14 protein-coding genes and 1 pseudogene are annotated in these 15,606 nt (G+C 73.7%); 4 read left to right on the forward strand and 11 right to left on the reverse strand.

Annotation, left to right across the window (positions count from 1 at the left end; genetic code table 11):
• Positions 1 to 36: 36 nt before the first annotated feature.
• Together ACGH2B_RS23360 and ACGH2B_RS23365 are read right to left on the reverse strand one after the other, a co-directional pair.
• Complete coding sequence (locus ACGH2B_RS23360) at positions 37 to 1,371, reverse strand: MFS transporter (protein WP_399093253.1); 1,335 nt, start codon at positions 1,369 to 1,371, stop codon at positions 37 to 39.
• Between the two features lie 96 nt (positions 1,372 to 1,467).
• Positions 1,468 to 2,733 (reverse strand): exo-beta-N-acetylmuramidase NamZ domain-containing protein, encoded by a 1,266-nt coding sequence (locus ACGH2B_RS23365; RefSeq protein ID WP_399093256.1) that lies wholly within the window; start codon positions 2,731 to 2,733, stop codon positions 1,468 to 1,470.
• A gap of 172 nt (positions 2,734 to 2,905) precedes the next feature.
• Here ACGH2B_RS23365 and ACGH2B_RS23370 point away from each other — a divergent pair, with 172 nt between their 5' ends.
• The 3 genes from ACGH2B_RS23370 to ACGH2B_RS23380 all read left to right on the forward strand — a co-directional run bounded on the left by ACGH2B_RS23370 (position 2,906) and on the right by ACGH2B_RS23380 (position 6,191).
• Positions 2,906 to 3,673: an SDR family oxidoreductase gene (locus tag ACGH2B_RS23370; protein WP_399093259.1), complete on the forward strand. Its 768-nt coding sequence runs from the start codon at positions 2,906 to 2,908 to the stop codon at positions 3,671 to 3,673.
• Between the two features lie 191 nt (positions 3,674 to 3,864).
• The gene (locus ACGH2B_RS23375; RefSeq protein ID WP_399093262.1) at positions 3,865 to 5,538 is read left to right on the forward strand and encodes a class I adenylate-forming enzyme family protein; all 1,674 of its coding nucleotides are present in this window, start codon (positions 3,865 to 3,867) and stop codon (positions 5,536 to 5,538) included.
• A 56-nt stretch (positions 5,539 to 5,594) separates the two neighbouring features.
• Positions 5,595 to 6,191 carry a TetR/AcrR family transcriptional regulator gene (locus tag ACGH2B_RS23380; RefSeq protein WP_399093265.1) on the forward strand — a complete coding sequence of 199 codons (597 nt, stop codon included), beginning with the start codon at positions 5,595 to 5,597 and terminating at the stop codon, positions 6,189 to 6,191.
• A gap of 253 nt (positions 6,192 to 6,444) precedes the next feature.
• Here the strand turns inward: ACGH2B_RS23380 and ACGH2B_RS23385 are convergent, their stop codons facing one another.
• A complete protein-coding gene (locus ACGH2B_RS23385) occupies positions 6,445 to 7,683 on the reverse strand; it encodes a hypothetical protein (RefSeq protein WP_399093268.1) in 1,239 nt (412 codons plus the stop codon).
• Between the two features lie 980 nt (positions 7,684 to 8,663).
• Here ACGH2B_RS23385 and ACGH2B_RS23390 point away from each other — a divergent pair.
• A pseudogene (locus tag ACGH2B_RS23390) lies at positions 8,664 to 8,756 on the forward strand (IS5/IS1182 family transposase); the annotation flags it as partial.
• Between the two features lie 328 nt (positions 8,757 to 9,084).
• On the opposite strand, the gene ACGH2B_RS23395 reads toward ACGH2B_RS23390, so the two are convergent.
• The 8 genes from ACGH2B_RS23395 to ACGH2B_RS23430 form a co-directional block, all read right to left on the reverse strand.
• Complete coding sequence (locus ACGH2B_RS23395; RefSeq protein ID WP_399093271.1) at positions 9,085 to 10,308, reverse strand: acyl-CoA dehydrogenase family protein; 1,224 nt, start codon at positions 10,306 to 10,308, stop codon at positions 9,085 to 9,087.
• 7 nt (positions 10,309 to 10,315) lie between these two features.
• A complete protein-coding gene (locus ACGH2B_RS23400; protein WP_399093274.1) occupies positions 10,316 to 11,368 on the reverse strand; it encodes a phosphotransferase family protein in 1,053 nt (350 codons plus the stop codon).
• The gene (locus ACGH2B_RS23405; RefSeq protein WP_399093277.1) at positions 11,365 to 11,502 is read right to left on the reverse strand and encodes a hypothetical protein; all 138 of its coding nucleotides are present in this window, start codon (positions 11,500 to 11,502) and stop codon (positions 11,365 to 11,367) included. Before ACGH2B_RS23405 ends, ACGH2B_RS23400 begins: the two co-directional genes overlap by 4 nt.
• A 375-nt stretch (positions 11,503 to 11,877) precedes the next feature.
• The gene (locus tag ACGH2B_RS23410) at positions 11,878 to 12,819 is read right to left on the reverse strand and encodes an MBL fold metallo-hydrolase (RefSeq protein ID WP_399093280.1); all 942 of its coding nucleotides are present in this window, start codon (positions 12,817 to 12,819) and stop codon (positions 11,878 to 11,880) included.
• 251 nt (positions 12,820 to 13,070) lie between these two features.
• On the reverse strand, positions 13,071 to 13,394 hold the full coding sequence (locus ACGH2B_RS23415) for a DUF202 domain-containing protein (RefSeq protein ID WP_399093283.1): 324 nt from the start codon (positions 13,392 to 13,394) through the stop codon (positions 13,071 to 13,073).
• The gene (locus ACGH2B_RS23420; RefSeq protein ID WP_399093286.1) at positions 13,391 to 13,831 is read right to left on the reverse strand and encodes a YidH family protein; all 441 of its coding nucleotides are present in this window, start codon (positions 13,829 to 13,831) and stop codon (positions 13,391 to 13,393) included. Before ACGH2B_RS23420 ends, ACGH2B_RS23415 begins: the two co-directional genes overlap by 4 nt.
• On the reverse strand, positions 13,831 to 14,364 hold the full coding sequence (locus tag ACGH2B_RS23425) for an NUDIX hydrolase (RefSeq protein WP_399093289.1): 534 nt from the start codon (positions 14,362 to 14,364) through the stop codon (positions 13,831 to 13,833). Before ACGH2B_RS23425 ends, ACGH2B_RS23420 begins: the two co-directional genes overlap by 1 nt.
• Positions 14,365 to 14,415: 51 nt before the next feature.
• The gene (locus ACGH2B_RS23430) at positions 14,416 to 15,315 is read right to left on the reverse strand and encodes a DMT family transporter (protein WP_399093292.1); all 900 of its coding nucleotides are present in this window, start codon (positions 15,313 to 15,315) and stop codon (positions 14,416 to 14,418) included.
• Between the last annotated feature and the right edge of the window lie 291 nt (positions 15,316 to 15,606).

Consider the following 15,606-nt stretch of genomic DNA (forward strand, 5'->3'; position numbering starts at 1 on the left):
GGCACCCGCCCCGGACCGGCTCGCGTCGCGGCGGGCTCAGCCCAGTTCGCGGGTGCGGGTCTCCGGCAGCGCCAGGACACACAGCAGGGACACCACGGCCATCGCGCTGACGTACCAGCCGACCGACGCGGAGCCGAACGCCGACTGGAGCCGGGTGGCGACCAGCGGGGCGACGGCGCCGCCCAGCACCCCGCCCAGGTTGTAGGCGAGCGAGGCGCCCGAGTACCGCACCGTCGTGCCGAACAGCTCGGGCAGATACGCGCCCATCGGCCCGTACACCACGCCCATGCAGAACAGCGCGCCGCCGATGCCGAGGGCGATCAGCGCCGGCTGTCCGGTGTCCAGCAGCGGGAAGAGCACCAGGCCCCACACCACGGCGAGACCCGTACCGGCGAGGACCAGCTTGCGGCGCCCGAAGCCGTCCGAGCGGGTCGCGGCCAGCCACGTCCCCGCGGCGAGGAAGAGACAGGCGACCAGCGACAGCCCCAGCATCGTGTTCCGGGAGACGCCGAGGGTGCCGGTGGTGTACGAGAGGCAGTAGGTCGTCGCGGTGTAGAAGAGGCCGTACGCGATGATCATGCCGCCGGAGCCCAGCAGCAGCTCCTTCGGATGGCGCTTGAAGACGTCGAGCGCCGGGACCCGTCCGGCCTCCTGCGCGGCCCGCACCTTCGCGAAGACCGGCGTCTCACTGATCTTCAACCGGACGAAGAGGCCGACGCCGACCAGCAGGAACGACAGCAGGAACGGCACCCGCCAGCCCCAGGACCGGAACGCCGCGTCGTCCAGGACCGCGGACAGCAGCCAGAACACGCCGGTCGCGGCGAAGAACCCGACGGACGGGCCCAGTTGGGGGAACGCCGCGTACAGCCCGCGGCGCCGCTTCGGCGCGTGCTCGACGGCGAGCAGCGCCGCGCCGCCCCATTCACCGCCCAGCCCGATGCCCTGCACGAAGCGGAGCAGCACCAGCAGCAGCGGTGCCCAGATGCCGAGCGTGGCGTAGCCGGGCAGCAGGCCCACGAACGCCGTCGACAACCCCATCATCAGCAGCGACGCCACCAGGACGGACTTACGGCCGACCCGGTCGCCGAAGTGCCCGAAGATCAGCGAGCCCAGCGGCCGGGCGGCGAACGCCACCGCGTAGGTGGAGAACGACGCGAGGGTGGCGTTCACCGGGTCGAGCCCCGGGAAGAACGCGTCGTTGAGGACGAGGGCGGCGGCGGTGCCGTAGATGTAGAAGTCGTAGAACTCGATGGCCGTGCCGATGAAGGAGGCCACCGCCACCCGGCGCAGGCTCTCCCCGCCGCCCTCCGCGGTGGCCGCGGCATCCGCCGTTCCCGGCCCGTTCTTCGCTGGTGTCGTATCGGTTTCCACGAGCCGCATGCTCTTGGCCGGTGAGCGGTGCAGTCAATGGGTGGGACGCTTCGTCTCGAAATGCGAGACATGGAAACGTGATCCCCGGCCGCGCCCCTACGGATACCGCAGGTAGCGGCGGCGTACGGCGCGGAAGCGGGCCAGGTCGCGCTGCCAGGCGCCGACCACCTCGTCCGTCCCCGCGCCCCGGTCGATCATCGTGCGGACGGTCGCGGAGCCGGTCAGCCGGTCGATGCCGTGATCCGGCCGCCAGGCGAAGCCGCCCCACACCCGTTTCGCCGTCACCAGCAGCGCGATACCGGTCCGTACCGGGTCGAACGCCGCCCGGTCCGTGATGTGCAGTTGCACCCCGCCGACCGTCCGCCCCGCGAACTTCGAGAACGCGGGCGCGAAGTACGCCTCCCGGAACCGCACACCGGGCAGCGCGAGCCCGTTCGCCGCCGCGGCCCAGCGGTGGTCGACGCCCTCCGCGCCCAGCAGCTCGAACGGGCGGGTGGTGCCGCGCCCCTCGGAGAGGTTGGTGCCCTCGAACAGGCAGGTCCCGGCGTAGACCAGCGCGGTGTCGGGCGTCGGCATGTTCGGGCTCGGCGGTACCCACGGCAGCCCCGTCGCGTCGAAGAAGTCACCGCGCCGCCACCCGGACATCGCCACCGTCTCCAGCCGCACCGCCCGCCCCGCGTCCGCCGCCACGAACTCCCCGTTGAACAGCCGAGCCAGCTCCGTCACCGTCATCCCGTGCGCCTGCGCGATCGGTTTGCGCCCGACGAACGACGCGTACGCCGGATCGAGCACCGGCCCCGCCGCGTCCCGCCCGGTCACCGGATTGGGCCGGTCCAGCACCACGAACCGCTTGCCCGCCAGCGCGGCGGCCACCATGCAGTCGTACAGCGTCCAGATGTACGTGTAGAACCGCGCGCCGGCGTCCTGGATGTCGAAGACGACGGTGTCCACCCCGGACGCGGTGAAGATCTCCGCCAGCTCCCCGCCGCTCTTCCCGTACGTGTCGTAGACCGGCAGTCCGGTCGCCGGATCGTCGTACCGGCCCTCCGAGCCGCCCGCCTGCGCGGTGCCCCGGAAGCCGTGCTCGGGGCCGAACACGGCGCGCAGCCGCACCCGTGCGTCGGCGTGCAGCACGTCGACGATGTGGCGCAGCTCGGCCGTGACGCCGGTCGGGTTGGTGACGATGCCGACGGTGCGGCCGTCGAGGAGGCGGTAGCCGTCGGCGGCGAGCCGGTCGAAACCGGTCCGCACCGGGCGGCGGACGGGGCCGTCCGGTGGCGCGGCGGAGGCGGTGGCGGGCGCCGCGCCGGCGGCTCCGGTCGCGGCGAGACGGCCGAGCAGCAGACGTCGGGACAGGGGCATGTGCGGCCCTCCGGGAACGGTGAGCGGACAGGGTCCGTGCCGAGCGCACCGTAACCCGCCCGCGCGCCCCGGGGAACGCGCCGGACATGGCGCGTCCGGCTCTTCCGCTGCCACATACCGACTGGTTAGTCTCCTCCCGGGGGAGAGCCGAACGACGGTAGGGAGAGCCAGCGTGGAAGCCGTACGGGACAAGGCAGTTGTCGTCACCGGGGCGGGCGGGGGGATCGGAGCCGCACTGGCCCGCCGCTTCGCCGCCGAGGGTGCCCGCGTCGCCGTCAACGACCTCGACGCGGCCAAGGCGGCGAGGACCGCCGCGGAGATCGGGGGCACCGCCGTCCCCGGGGACGCCTCCGCCGTTGTCGCCGCCGCCCGTGAGGCGCTCGGCGGCGACATCGACATCTTCTGCGCCAACGCCGGCGTCGGCACCGGCGGCGGCCCCGGGGCGCCCGAGGAGGACTGGGCCCTGGCCTGGGACGTCAACGTCATGGCGCACGTCCGCGCCGCCCGCGACCTGCTGCCCGGCTGGCTGGAGCGCGGCGCCGGGCGCTTCGTCTCCACCGTCTCCGCCGCCGGCCTCCTCACCATGATCGAGGCGGCGCCCTACAGCGTCACCAAGCACGGCGCGTACGCCTTCGCCGAATGGCTGTCGCTGACCTACCGCCACCGCGGCGTCGCGGTCCACGCCATCTGCCCGCAGGGCGTCCGCACCGACATGCTCGCCGCGACCGGAGCCGCCGGGGAACTGGTCCTCACCCCCACCGCCGTCGAACCGGAAGCCGTCGCCGACGCCCTCCTCGACGCGATGGCCGAGGACCGCTTCCTCGTCCTGCCGCACCCGGAGGTCGCCGCCTACTACACCGCCCGCGCCACCGAACCCGACCGCTGGCTCGGCAGCATGAACCGTCTCCAGCAGAAGCTGGAGCAGACCGAAGGCAGGTAGCCGCCCCGGGCGCACGGCCACCCGCCACGCGCCCCCTGCCGACCGGGCCGCCCCGCGCGGCCCACCCCAGGGCGGCCGACCGCCGCCCCGTCCCTCCCCGCACGGCATCCGGCACCGGCCGGTCCCCGTACGCCACCGGCCCCGGGCCGCGTACGGCGGATCCGGTGCCCAGGACGAAAGGGCCGCATCCGATGACCTCCTACCAGGACAAGCCGTGGCTGGCGCAGCTCACCGAGGCGCAGCGCGCGCCCGCCGACCCGCCCGCCTCCCCGCTGCACGCCTTCCGTGACGCGGTCCGCCACGTACCCGAGCGCACCGCCCTCGCCTACTTCGACGCCCGCCTGACGTACGCCGAGACCGACGCGCTCTCCGACACCGTCGCCGCCCACCTCGCCGCCCGCGGCTTCCGCCCCGGCGACCGCGCCGTGGTGATGCTCCAGAACACCCCGCACTTCGTCCTCGCCGCCCTCGGCGTCTGGAAGGCCGGCGGCGTCGCCGTCCCCGCCAACCCCATGTACAAGGCGGGCGAGATGGCCCATGTGCTCTCCGACGCCGAGGTCACCGCCGTCATCTGCGCCGACCACACCTGGGACGCCTTCCTCCGCGACACCGCCGCCGCCCAGCCGTCCGTACGCATCGCCCTGACCGCCTGTGAGGCGGGGCTCCAGACCCGCGACGACACCCGGGTGCTGCGCCCGGAGCGCCTCGGCCCCCGGGAGGGCGCCGACGACCTGCTGACGGTCGCCCGCGGCGCCGCCGCCGGGCCGGTGCCCGCCCCCGGCGGACCGGCCGCCTCCGACCCCGCGCTGATCAGCTACACCTCCGGCACCAGCGGCACCCCCAAGGGCGCCGTCAACACGCACGGCAACCTCGCCTACAACGCCGAGCGGCAGCGCACCGGCCTGGGCCTGCCCGCCGGTTCCACCTACTTCGCGCTCGCCCCGCTCTTCCACATCACCGGCATGGTCACCGAACTGGCCGCCTCCTGGGCCAACCACGGCACCCTCGCCCTCACCTACCGCTTCGACCCGGGCACCGTCCTGGACGCCTTCCTGGAACACCGCCCGGCCTTCACCGTCGGCCCCGCCACCGCGTTCATGGCGCTGCTCGCCCACCCGGGCGTCACCCGCGACCACTTCTCCTCCTTCGCGATGATCGCCTCCGGCGGCGCCCCCGTCCCGCCCGCCCTGGTGGAGGCGTTCCGCGCCGGATCCGGCCGCTACCTCCACAACGGCTACGGCCTGACCGAGACCTCCGCCACCCTCTCCACCGTCCCGCCCGGCCGCGAGGCGCCCGTCGACCCGGAGTCCGGCACCCTCGCCGTCGGCGTGCCCGGCCCCGACGCCGTCGTCCGGATCGTCGACGAGAAGGGCGCCGACGTCCCGTTCGGCACCCACGGCGAGATCGTGGTCCGCGGCCCCCAGGTCGTCGCGGGCTACTGGCGGCAGCCCGACGCGACCGCCCGCGCGATACCCGGCGGCGAACTGCGCACCGGCGACATCGGCTTCATGGACGCCGGCGGCTGGCTCTACGTCGTCGACCGCAAGAAGGACATGATCAACGCCTCCGGCTTCAAGGTCTGGCCCCGCGAGGTCGAGGACGTCCTCTACACCCACCCGGCGGTGCGCGAGGCGGCCGTCGTCGGCATCCCGGACTCCTACCGCGGGGAGAGCGTCAAGGCGTACGTCAGCCTGCGGCCCGGCGCCACGGCGGACCCGGCGGAGCTGACCGGACACTGCCGTGAGCGGCTCGCCGCGTACAAATGTCCCCGGGAGGTCGAGATCCTGCCCGAGCTGCCGAAGACCACCAGTGGGAAGATCCTCCGGCGGGAGCTGCGTGACCGCACCCGCCCCGGCGGCCGCTGACCGGCTCCGGCTCCCGCGAACGACCCGCGCGACGACGAAGGAAACAGGTGACGGCGATGGCCGCAACGAAGGACGGCGACGGCACGAAGCCGGTGGCGCAGCGGTTGCTGGCCACCGCCACCCGCCTCTTCGCGGAGCGCGGCTACGACCGCACCTCCGTCCAGGAGATCGTCGACGCGGCGGGCGTCACCAAGGGCGCCCTCTACCACTACTTCGGCTCCAAGGAGGACCTGCTCCACGAGGTCTACGGCCGGGTGCTCCGCCTCCAGCAGGAGCGCCTGGACCACTTCGCCGGGGCCGACGCGCCGGTGGAGCGGCGGCTGCGCGACGCCGCCGCCGACGTCGTCGTCACCACCCTCGAAAACCTCGACGACACCAAGATCTTCTTCCGGTCGATGCACCACCTCGGCCCGGAGAAGGACAAGCAGGTACGGGCCGAACGCCGCCGCTACCACGAACGGTTCCGCGCCCTGATCGAGGAGGGCCAGCGCACCGGCGTCTTCGCCACCGACGTCCCCGCCGACCTCGTCGTGGACTACCACTTCGGCTCCGTCCACCACCTCGGCACCTGGTACCGCGAGGACGGCCCGCTGACCCCGCAGGAAGTGGCGGACCATCTGGCGGAGCTGCTGCTGAGGGCGTTGCGGCCGTAGGCCGTGTCCTGTGCGGTGAGTTTGCGGAGCCGTTTGCAGCGGCGGAGGGTTGCGGCGAGGCCGGGAAGGCGAGGTGGTTGCGGGCCCTGTAGCGGGGCCCACCGGATGGCCTTGACCTGCGAGTTTGCGCGCCTCGTGCGGGCCGGCTTCGTCCCGGGACGGCCCTCGCCGGTCAGCCGGCCCGGGGCCGGCACAGCGGTCGGTGTCCGCCGTGCCGGCCCCGGGTGGTGCTGAGGTCCGCGGTTGGTGGAGGTCAGGTCTTGTAGCGGGCGGCGGCGAAGTTGAGGTGGTTCGTCGTCGCTCCGCCCACCAGGACGATTCTGTTGGCTGTCTGGAGGGTGACGGCACGGCCGCCATCGCCCAGACCGGCGAAGTCGGTGCGCACAGCGCCGCCGATACCGAAGGTGGTGTCGGGTGTCCCGTTGGTGTTGAGCCGGTAGACCGCGAAGTCTCCGGCCACCGGGTCGGCGAAGCTCGCCAGGCCCGTGGTCTCGCCGATGAAGCCTCCTGCGACGATCTTCCCGTCGCTCTGGAGGACCAGGCCGCGCACCCCGTCGCAGAGCACCGTGGGGTTGATCTGCGTCTTGCCCGCGGTGCCGAATGCGCTGTCGAGGGTGCCCGCCGAGTCGTAGCGCGTCCAGCCGGCCTTGACGTCTCCGCTGATTCCGACGGGGTCGGTGGAGTCGGTGTCCCCGCCGAGGACGATCTTGCCGTCACTCTGCACGGTCATGGCGAACGCCAGGTCGTTGAGCCCGTTGAAGTCCGTGCGCACGAGCCCGGAGCTGCCGAATGTGCTGTCCAGGCTCCCGTCCGCGTTGAACCGCGCAAGGAGGAAGTCGTCCTGGGTGAGGGCGGTGCTGTCGAACCCGGCGACCAGGAACGCGCCCGTGCTCAGCAGGGACAGGGCGAAGAGGTGTCCCGCGTTGCCGAGGGACACGGCCTCCTTGCCCGCACCGCCCGCGAAGGTGGTGTCCAGGCTTCCGTCGGGGTTGAGCCGGATCAGGCCGGCGTTGGCGCCGGCCGCTCCGACGCCGAGGATCTTGCCGTCGGGCTGGAGGACCATTCCGCGGATGGCGTCCCCGGTGGGGCCGCTGATGTCGTAGATGGCCACGCCGCCGGAGCCGAAGCCGGCGTCGAGGGTGCCGTCCGGGTTGAAGCGGACCACCGCGATGTTGCCGGCCGCCTCGGAGCCGGCGAAGCCGCCCACCACGATCTTCCCGTCGCTCTGGATGGCGACGGCACGTGCGACGTCCTCCGCCGCGCTGAGGGAGAGGGTGACCTTGCCGCCGGTGCCGAAGGTGGTGTCCAGGCTGCCGTTACGGTTCAGCCGGGCCACTCCGAAGTCTCCGGTGCTGGCATCACCGACCCGGCCCGCCAGTACCAGCTTCGCGTCGCTCTGGAGCGCGACCGCGTTGGCGATGGAGACCGCACCGAAGTCGATGCTGACCTTGCCGCCCGTCCCGAAGGACGGGTCCAAGTCACCGGCAGCCATGGCGCACCTCATGAAATGTCATGAATATGGATCTCACAGCGAACTCCTCTTCGTCGTGTCATGCCGTGTCAGGCCGCCCCTGCGTGCGTACCGGTCGCGTAGAGCTCTGTCGCCGCGTCACCGCACACACGCGGTTCCAGAGACTGGAATGCCCGCGGTGGTGATCCTGGTGTGGTGCGGGTGCCGACGCTGCCCGTCCAGGCCGGGTGGGCCCGGAAGCGCCGTGTGGGGCGGCTGGTCATGCGGATATGCCCGCATGTCTGATCGCTAATCACCACAATCACGCAGCAAACCGCCGCAAACGCCGCCCGTTTGCGAGCGGTACATGCCAAGGGCACTGGTCGTTGGCCTTTGTGAGCCCTGGCTTCGCCGGCTTCCCGGAACGGCATTCACACGCTCAAACCGACGACCGGCGGTTCCGGGGCGTCAGCACGCGCTCGGCGGCTTCGCCGGCCTTGCCGGGGGGACGCACGCTGCCCCGGCCCTGGCTGACCCCGCGGTGGCCGGCGCCGGAGCGTGCGACCCGGGCCCTGCGACTGCTGGAAGCCGGCCGGGCGGTGCTGCTCGGCCAGGCCCTGAATGCCCGCGGTGATCTCACCGGCCTGAACCGGAAGCACCCCGATCCGGCCGCCCGGTTCGTCCGGCTGCGCGACCAGCGCGACCAGCCCGCAGACGCTTCAGATCCCGCTGACAGGGGCGAAGGCATCAACGCCCTCGCGGCGCGGCGGGAGGGCGCCGTGTGCGACCGGCGCCGACTGGCCCGCGACTTCGCCCAGAGCCCGGCTGGGCCGCCGCCGGTCGTGGAGAGCGGTGTCCTGGCTGAGCGGCTGCGGACGCCTCCACCGACGCCCCGAAGACAAGGCGGAACACTTCCTTGCCTTCGCCGGCACAGCCGCAGCCCTCATCGCCTATCGCCGCCTCACCAAATGGAACAGCGTCTTGGGCCGTGTCCTGTGGTGAGGGGAGCGTCGGCCGCCATCATGGGGCGGGGTGCGTGGAGTTGGGCCGTCCCGGACGGGGTGTGGGAGATCGCCGAGCCGCTGATCCCGCCGTCGAAGGTGCGGCCGCAGGGCGACCCGGTACTTCAAGCCCAGCGCCTGCACGCCGACACGGCGTACGAAGCCTCTCACCCGCGCAGACGGTTGGGGGGCAAGCGCGCATCGTCTGTGGCAGTCATGGGTCCCGCGGCCGTCGCGCTTCCCGCTGCCGTAGTGCCCCCACAGATGTCACAGGAACACCGGCGCTCCGCCCGGCGTTGTGGCCCCGCAGGGGGCGCATCCGACCCCTACGGAATCCGTTCGACCCCGCCCTACGGGTGGTCCGGCGCGCCCGCCCTCATGACACGCCGCACTCCCGCGCCGGCTCCGCTCCCTCCAGGAACGGCCCCGGTGCCACCGCCCCCTACAGGTACCGCTTCAGCTCCCGCCGGGCCAATGACCGCTGGTGTACCTCGTCCGGGCCGTCCGCCAGCCGCAGGGTGCGGGCCGCGGCCCACAGTTCGGCCAGGGGGAAGTCCTGGCTGACGCCGCCCGCGCCGTGGAGCTGGACCGCCTTGTCGAGGATGTCGACGACGGTGCGCGGGGTGGCGATCTTGATGGCCTGGATCTCGGTGTGCGCGCCCTTGTTGCCGACGGTGTCCATCAGCCAGGCGGTCTTGAGGACCAGCAGCCGCAGTTGTTCCACCGCGACCCGTGCGTCCGCGATCCACTCCTGTACCACGCCCTGCTGGGCCAGCGGCTTGCCGAACGCCTCGCGGGAGACCGCGCGGCGGCACATCAGCTCGATGGCGCGCTCCGCCATGCCGATCAGCCGCATGCAGTGGTGGATCCGGCCGGGGCCCAGCCGTGCCTGGGCGATGGCGAAGCCGCCGCCCTCCTCGCCGATGAGGTTCGCCGCGGGCACCCGGACGTTCTCGAAGAGCACCTCGGCGTGGCCGCCGTGGTAGTGGTCCTCGTAGCCGTAGACCTGCATGGCGCGCTTGACGGTCAGGCCGGGGGCGCTGCGGGGGACGAGGATCATCGACTGCTGGCGGCGGATGTCCGCGCCGTCCGGGTCGGTCTTGCCCATGACGATGAAGATGCGGCAGTCCGGGTGCATCGCGCCGGAGATGTACCACTTGCGGCCGTTGATGAGGTAGTCGCCGGAGCCGTCGGTGGCCTTCTCGATGCGGGTCTCGATGTTCGTCGCGTCCGACGAGGCGACATCCGGCTCGGTCATCGCGAACGCCGAGCGGATCTCCCCGGCCAGTAGCGGCTCCAGCCACTCCTTGCGCTGCGCCGCGTCGCCGAACTGCGCCAGTACCTCCATGTTGCCGGTGTCGGGCGCGGCGCAGTTCAGCGCGGTCGGCGCGAGCTGCGGGCTGCGGCCGGTGATCTCGGCGAGCGGGGCGTACTGGAGGTTGGTGAGCCCGGCGCCCAGTTCCGCGTCGGGCAGGAAGAGGTTCCACAGCCCCTGCCGCCGCGCCTCGGCCTTCAGCTCCTCCACCACCGGCGGCGTCTGCCACGGCGAGGCCAGTGCGGCGCGCTGTTCGTGTGCCGTCGCCTCCGCGGGCAGGACGTGCTCGTCCATGAAGGCCAGCAGCCGCGCGCGCAGCTCCTCGGTACGGGCGTCGAATGCGAAGTCCATGGGTGCCTCAGCCTTCCTTGAGGGTGGTGAGTCCGTGGTGGATGAAGACCGGCACGAGTTCGCCGATCCGGTCGAACCCGGCGCCGACGGTCTGCCCGAGCGTGTACCGGTAGTGGATGCCCTCCAGGATCACCGCGAGCTTGAACCACGCGAACGCGGTGTACCAGGCGATCGCGGAGGTGTCCCGCCCGGAGCGCTCCGCGTAGCGGGCGATCAGCTCCTCCGGCGCCGGGTGGCCGGGCGCGCCGCTCGTGGTGGAGACCGGCGATTCGGCGAGCCCCAGGTCGGAGCTGTACATCGCCAGCAGTCCGAGGTCGGTCAGCGGGTCGCCGAGGGTGGACATCTCCCAGTCGAGGACGGCCGTGGGGGCGTCGTCCGCGCCGATCAGTACGTTGTCGAGCCGGTAGTCGCCGTGGACGACGGCGGGCGCGGGCGAGGCGGGCAGTGCCCGGCCCAGCCCCTCGTGCAGCGTCTCGATGCCCGGCAGGTCGCGGCCCCGGGAGGCGGCCAACTGCTTTCCCCAGCGCCGCAGTTGGCGTTCCAGGAAGCCGTCCGGGCGCCCGAACCCGGTCAGTCCGACGGCCTCCGGGTCGACGGCGTGCAGCTCGACGAGGGTGTCGACGAGCGACAGCACCACCGCCCGGGTCCGCTCGGCGCCCAGCGGCCGCAACTGCTCCGCGGTCCGGTACGGCACGCCCTCGACCAGCTCCATCACGTAGAACGGCGCGCCGATGACGGACGCGTCCTCGCACAGCAGCAGCGTTGCGGGGACCGGTACCGGCGTGGGGTGCAGGGCGCTGATCACCCGGTGTTCGCGGGCCATGTCGTGCGCGGTGGCGAGGACGTGGCCGAGCGGCGGGCGGCGCACCACCCAGGAGGAGGTGCCGTCGGTGACGCGGTAGGTGAGGTTGGACCGCCCGCCCTGGATCAGCTCCGCGCGCAGCGGGCCGGCCGTCAGGCCCGGCCGTTCGCGCTCCAGGTGGCGGCGGAGCGCCTCCGGGTCGAGTCCGGGCGGCGCCTGCGCGTCCGTGCCCGGCGGGGGAGGGGTGCCCTTGCTCATGTGGCCTCCATGCGGAGTGGACGGTTGGTCAGGCCCTCGCCGGTGAGGTCGAGGATCCGGCGGTCGGACGGTGCGGTGCGGTGGCGGCGCCGGGCGTGCCCGGGGGCCGTCGCCGGGCACCCGCGTACGATCATGCCGACTAGTCGGTATGGAGTCCAGTGCCCCGGCGTGGGGGATGGGTCACGCGCCACCGAGGTGGCGGAAAAGCACGGCCCCGGCACACGGACGGCGGGGCGCGGCCGGTACCGGTCGGCCGGGCCCGGACCGGCGACCCCCGGCACACGGACGGCGGGATACGACGGGGGCGCGGGGCAGTACGCCCCGCGCCCCCGGTCGCCTCCCGCGCCCCCGGTCGCCTCCCGCGCCCCCGGTCGCCTCCCGCGCCCCCGGTCGCCTCCCGCGCCCCCGGTCGCCTCCCGGCCCCCGGTCGCCTCCCGCGCCCCCGGTCGCCTCCCGGCCCCCGGTCTCCTCCCCGGCGTGCCCCGGTCACCTCCCGGCGCGCCGCCCGCTCAGGCGTGGCAGGCCACCGGCACCCCGCCGTTCATCACCGTCATGTCACCGAACCCGGCCCGGACGTCCAGCGGCGCACCGGGCTCGGCGCCCTCCAGCTCCGCGTACGCCCGGTGCAGATTGGCCACCAGCCGCTCGCTCTCGGCCAGCTCCGCGAACGGCCCGAGATCGGCGCCGCGCGCCGCCTCCAGCGGGGTCAGCCCGGCCGCGTGACTGCGCCGCGCCAGCTCGTCGGTGAACCGCAGGTACGCCTCGACGGTGTCGTACACCTCGGGTCCGGTCACCGGCCCGTGGCCCGGCACCACCGTCGTCGCGTCCAGCGACCGCAGCAGCTCCAGCGCGCGCAGCGACCCGGCCAGCGACCCCATGAACACGAACGGTGTACCGCCGTTGAAGACCAGGTCGCCGGTGAAGACGGTGCGCTGCCGCGGCAGCCACACCACCGTGTCGCCCCGGGTGTGCGCGACGCCCGGGTGGATCAGCCGCACCTCGGTGTCGCCGACGTACAGCGTCAGGCTGTCGGTGTACGTCAGCGACGGCGGCGTCAGCACGATGTCGCCGAAGTCGGTCTGCGGCCACACCGCCTCCAACTGGTGCCCGGCCGCGAGGAGTTCGCTGCGGCACTCGGTGTGCCCGATGATCGTGGCCGCCGGGGCGAAGACGGCGTTGCCGTAGGTGTGATCGCCGTGGTGGTGGGTGTTGACGACGGTACGCGGCGCGGGCGCCCCGCTCTCCGCGATCCGCCGGGCCAGCAGCCGCGCCCGGCGCTCGGTCGCGGCGGTGTCCACCAGCAGCGTCGTGGCGCCGTCGGTCACCACCCCGGCGTTGTTCAGGCACCAGCCGCCGTCCGGCTGGATGAACGCCGAGACACCCGCGGCCACCTCGGTCAGCCCCGGCTCCTCGGGGACGGCGTCGGACACGGGACGGGAGGTTCGGGACATGGAAGGCTCCTCGGTATGACGGATTCCGCCGCCGCCCGGAGACCCGGCACCGGACCATGGCACCCCCTCCGGTACGGCGGCCGCGTCACCGTACCGCCGCACCTCAGGCCCCCGGCCCGCCGCCCACGCGCAACGCCACGACCTGACGCAAGGGACGGGAGAGCGCGCCGGACCTGGCCGTTCTTCCGCCTCCGACCCGTACGGAGCGAGGCCCCGGCCGCCCGGCACGAGCCCCGCCCGGCGCGGCCCCCTCACCCTCCGCCGACCACCACCCCGCCCAGCACCGCCACCGCGACCGTGCACAGGGCGGCGAGGCCCGCGCAGCGCGCGTCCAGGGCCGCCGGGCGGCCGGTGGCCAGTGCCCGCATCCGGCGGTGTGCCGTCAGGCCGAAGAGCAGCCAGGCCACTCCCGTCAGCGCCACGGCGCCGATCGCCGCCGCGCCCGGTGCCGTGCCCTGGGCCAGCCGCCGGACGGCCAGCGCCACCACGACCGTGCAGGAGAGCGTGGTGCGCCGCCAGGCCAGCCGGGTGCGTTCCGGCTGGAGCCCGGGGTCCCGCGCCGCGCCCCCGCTCACCGCGTCCAGCCGACCGCGACCAGCACCACCATCGCGGCGGCCAGCGCCCCCACGACCAGCGCCAGCAGCGACGGGAAGCGCGTCATCGGCAGATCCTCGCCGCGCCGCATCGCCCGCTCGCACCGCACCCAGTGGTGCACCGCCCGCACCCCGCACAGCGCCCCGGCCGCCAGCAGCACCACCGTGAACGCCGTCCGCAGCCCCGGATGCAGCCGCGGCAGGAACTGATCCACCGCGAAACCGCCGCCGACCAGCGCGAGCCCGGTCCGCAACCACGCCAGCAGGGTCCGCTCGTTCGCCAGCGAGAAGCGGTAGTCCGGGGTGCGGCCCTCCGCACCGATCCGCGCGGGCGACCACCACAGCCGCACCGCCTCCCGCACCGGCCGCCCGCCGCCCGGCCCCGTCGCTCCGCCCCTGGACTCCCCGACCTCCGCCATCAGCGGCCCCCGCCGGCGCGCCACTCCGTGAGCCGCCGGTACGCCGCGAGCCCGTCCGGTGTCCACTGCCACTCGGTCAGCCGCCGCGTCAGCTCCTCCTCGGTGACGAAGGCGTGCCAGGCCACCTCCGACTCCTGCGGCGCCACCGGCAGCGCGCACCGCACCTCGTACACCGCAGACCACCACTGGCCGCCGTCCCCCTCGTAGAGGAACGAGAAGCGGTGCTCGGGCCGGTCGAGCCCCCGGACGCCCAACTCCTCCTCGGCCTCCCGCAGCGCCGCGTCGTCGTAGCTCTCCCCGGCGCCCACCACCCCGCCGACGAACATGTCGTAGAACCCGGGGAAGACCAGCTTCCGGTCCGTCCGGCGGTGGACGAAGATCCGGTCCTCCAGGTCCCGGACGAGGATGAACGCGCAGCGGTGCCGCAGCCCCCGGGCGTACACCTCGCCGCGTGGCGCCCGGCCCACCACCCGGTCCTGTTCATCGACGATGTCGAGCACTTCGTCCGCGTCGAGCGGTTGCTGATCGGTCATACCGCCATGCAACCACCGGCCCGCCGCCTCCGGGCCGCCGGGCCCGCCGCCTCAGTGCGGTGCGAGCGTCCGCGCCCGGGGGTGCGGCCCCGACCCCGGCGGCATCGCCGGATGACGGCCGATCAGCACGATCCCCACCACGATCGCAACGATCCCGGCCGCCTGCCAGGCCAGCGCGCCCGGCGTCATCCGCAGCCGGTCGCCGAGGAACCCGACCCCGCACGCGATCCCGGCCAGCGGCTGCGCCGCCGTCAGCGCCGGCAGCGACAGCCGCAACGGCGCCGTCTCGAACGCGCTCTGCACCAGCACCAGCGCCGTCACCCCGAGCGCCACCACCGCGTACGGCTGCCAGCTCGTCGCCACCGCCGCCCAGCCGCCGGCGGTGAACCGGTCCCCGCTCATCCGCGTCAGCGCGTCCTGCAGCCCGTAGAGCAGCCCCGCCGCGGTGCCCAGCAGCGCCGCCTCCAACGCCATCCACACCCGCTTCGCGACCGCGGTCAGCAGCAGCGCCGTACCCAGGACCACACCGATGATCAGCCACTGCCGCAGCGGATCGGCGGTCGCCTGCCCGCCGTGCGGCCGCCCCGCCACGATGAACGCGGTCACCCCGCCCGCCAGCAGCCACAGCCCGGCCCACCCGCTGCGCCCCAGCCGCTGCCTGGTCAGCCACCGCGACAGCGCCATCGCGAACAGCAGATTGGTCGCCAGCAACGGCTCGACCAGCGTGATGTCACCCATCCCCAACGCGACCGCGCCCAGCGCCATCCCGCAGACCATCAGCCCGATCCCGGCCAGCCAGCGCGGCATCCGCGCCAGATCGAGCAGCAGCCGCAGTGAGAGGAAGTCCTTCATCGGCGCGTGCTGCGCCGCCGCCTGCTGGAAGACGAACCCCAGCCCCAGACAGCAGGCCGCACCGACGGACAGCACGATCACAGTCACGGACAAGGACATACACCTCATATCAGGCGGCATGGAGGTGAACCCGAGGATATCCACCCACCCCCGCCCCCGCCCCGGCCTCGGCCCCACCGACCCCCGCGCGCCGTTCCATCCGGCCCGCCCCGAGCCCTCCGCAAGCCCCGCCCGTCCCCGTACGACGCACGCGGACGCTCCGCCCCACCGCCCTGCCGCAAGCCGCCGCACTCGGCCCGCATCCGCCTAAGCTCCGCCCGTCCCCGTACGGGACCCGCACGCGGAAGCTCCGGCCCGCCCGTACGCACCACCCGCCCCGGCTCGCCCCGC

It is taken from the genome of Streptomyces sp. BBFR2, assembly GCF_044497305.1.
Classification (GTDB): domain Bacteria; phylum Actinomycetota; class Actinomycetes; order Streptomycetales; family Streptomycetaceae; genus Streptomyces.

Excerpts from the sequence above, each read along its gene's own strand:
- ACGH2B_RS23365 (WP_399093256.1), bottom strand. The coding sequence starts at position 2,733 with ATGCCCCTGTCCCGACGTCTGCTGCTCGGCCGTCTCGCCGCGACCGGA.
- ACGH2B_RS23375 (WP_399093262.1), top strand. The coding sequence starts at position 3,865 with ATGACCTCCTACCAGGACAAGCCGTGGCTGGCGCAGCTCACCGAGGCG.
- ACGH2B_RS23380 (WP_399093265.1), top strand. The coding sequence starts at position 5,595 with ATGGCCGCAACGAAGGACGGCGACGGCACGAAGCCGGTGGCGCAGCGG.
- ACGH2B_RS23385 (WP_399093268.1), bottom strand. The coding sequence starts at position 7,683 with ATGGCTGCCGGTGACTTGGACCCGTCCTTCGGGACGGGCGGCAAGGTC.
- ACGH2B_RS23395 (WP_399093271.1), bottom strand. The coding sequence starts at position 10,308 with ATGGACTTCGCATTCGACGCCCGTACCGAGGAGCTGCGCGCGCGGCTG.
- ACGH2B_RS23400 (WP_399093274.1), bottom strand. The coding sequence starts at position 11,368 with ATGAGCAAGGGCACCCCTCCCCCGCCGGGCACGGACGCGCAGGCGCCG.
- ACGH2B_RS23405 (WP_399093277.1), bottom strand. The coding sequence starts at position 11,502 with ATGATCGTACGCGGGTGCCCGGCGACGGCCCCCGGGCACGCCCGGCGC.
- ACGH2B_RS23410 (WP_399093280.1), bottom strand. The coding sequence starts at position 12,819 with ATGTCCCGAACCTCCCGTCCCGTGTCCGACGCCGTCCCCGAGGAGCCG.
- ACGH2B_RS23420 (WP_399093286.1), bottom strand. The coding sequence starts at position 13,831 with ATGGCGGAGGTCGGGGAGTCCAGGGGCGGAGCGACGGGGCCGGGCGGC.
- ACGH2B_RS23425 (WP_399093289.1), bottom strand. The coding sequence starts at position 14,364 with ATGACCGATCAGCAACCGCTCGACGCGGACGAAGTGCTCGACATCGTC.
- ACGH2B_RS23430 (WP_399093292.1), bottom strand. The coding sequence starts at position 15,315 with ATGTCCTTGTCCGTGACTGTGATCGTGCTGTCCGTCGGTGCGGCCTGC.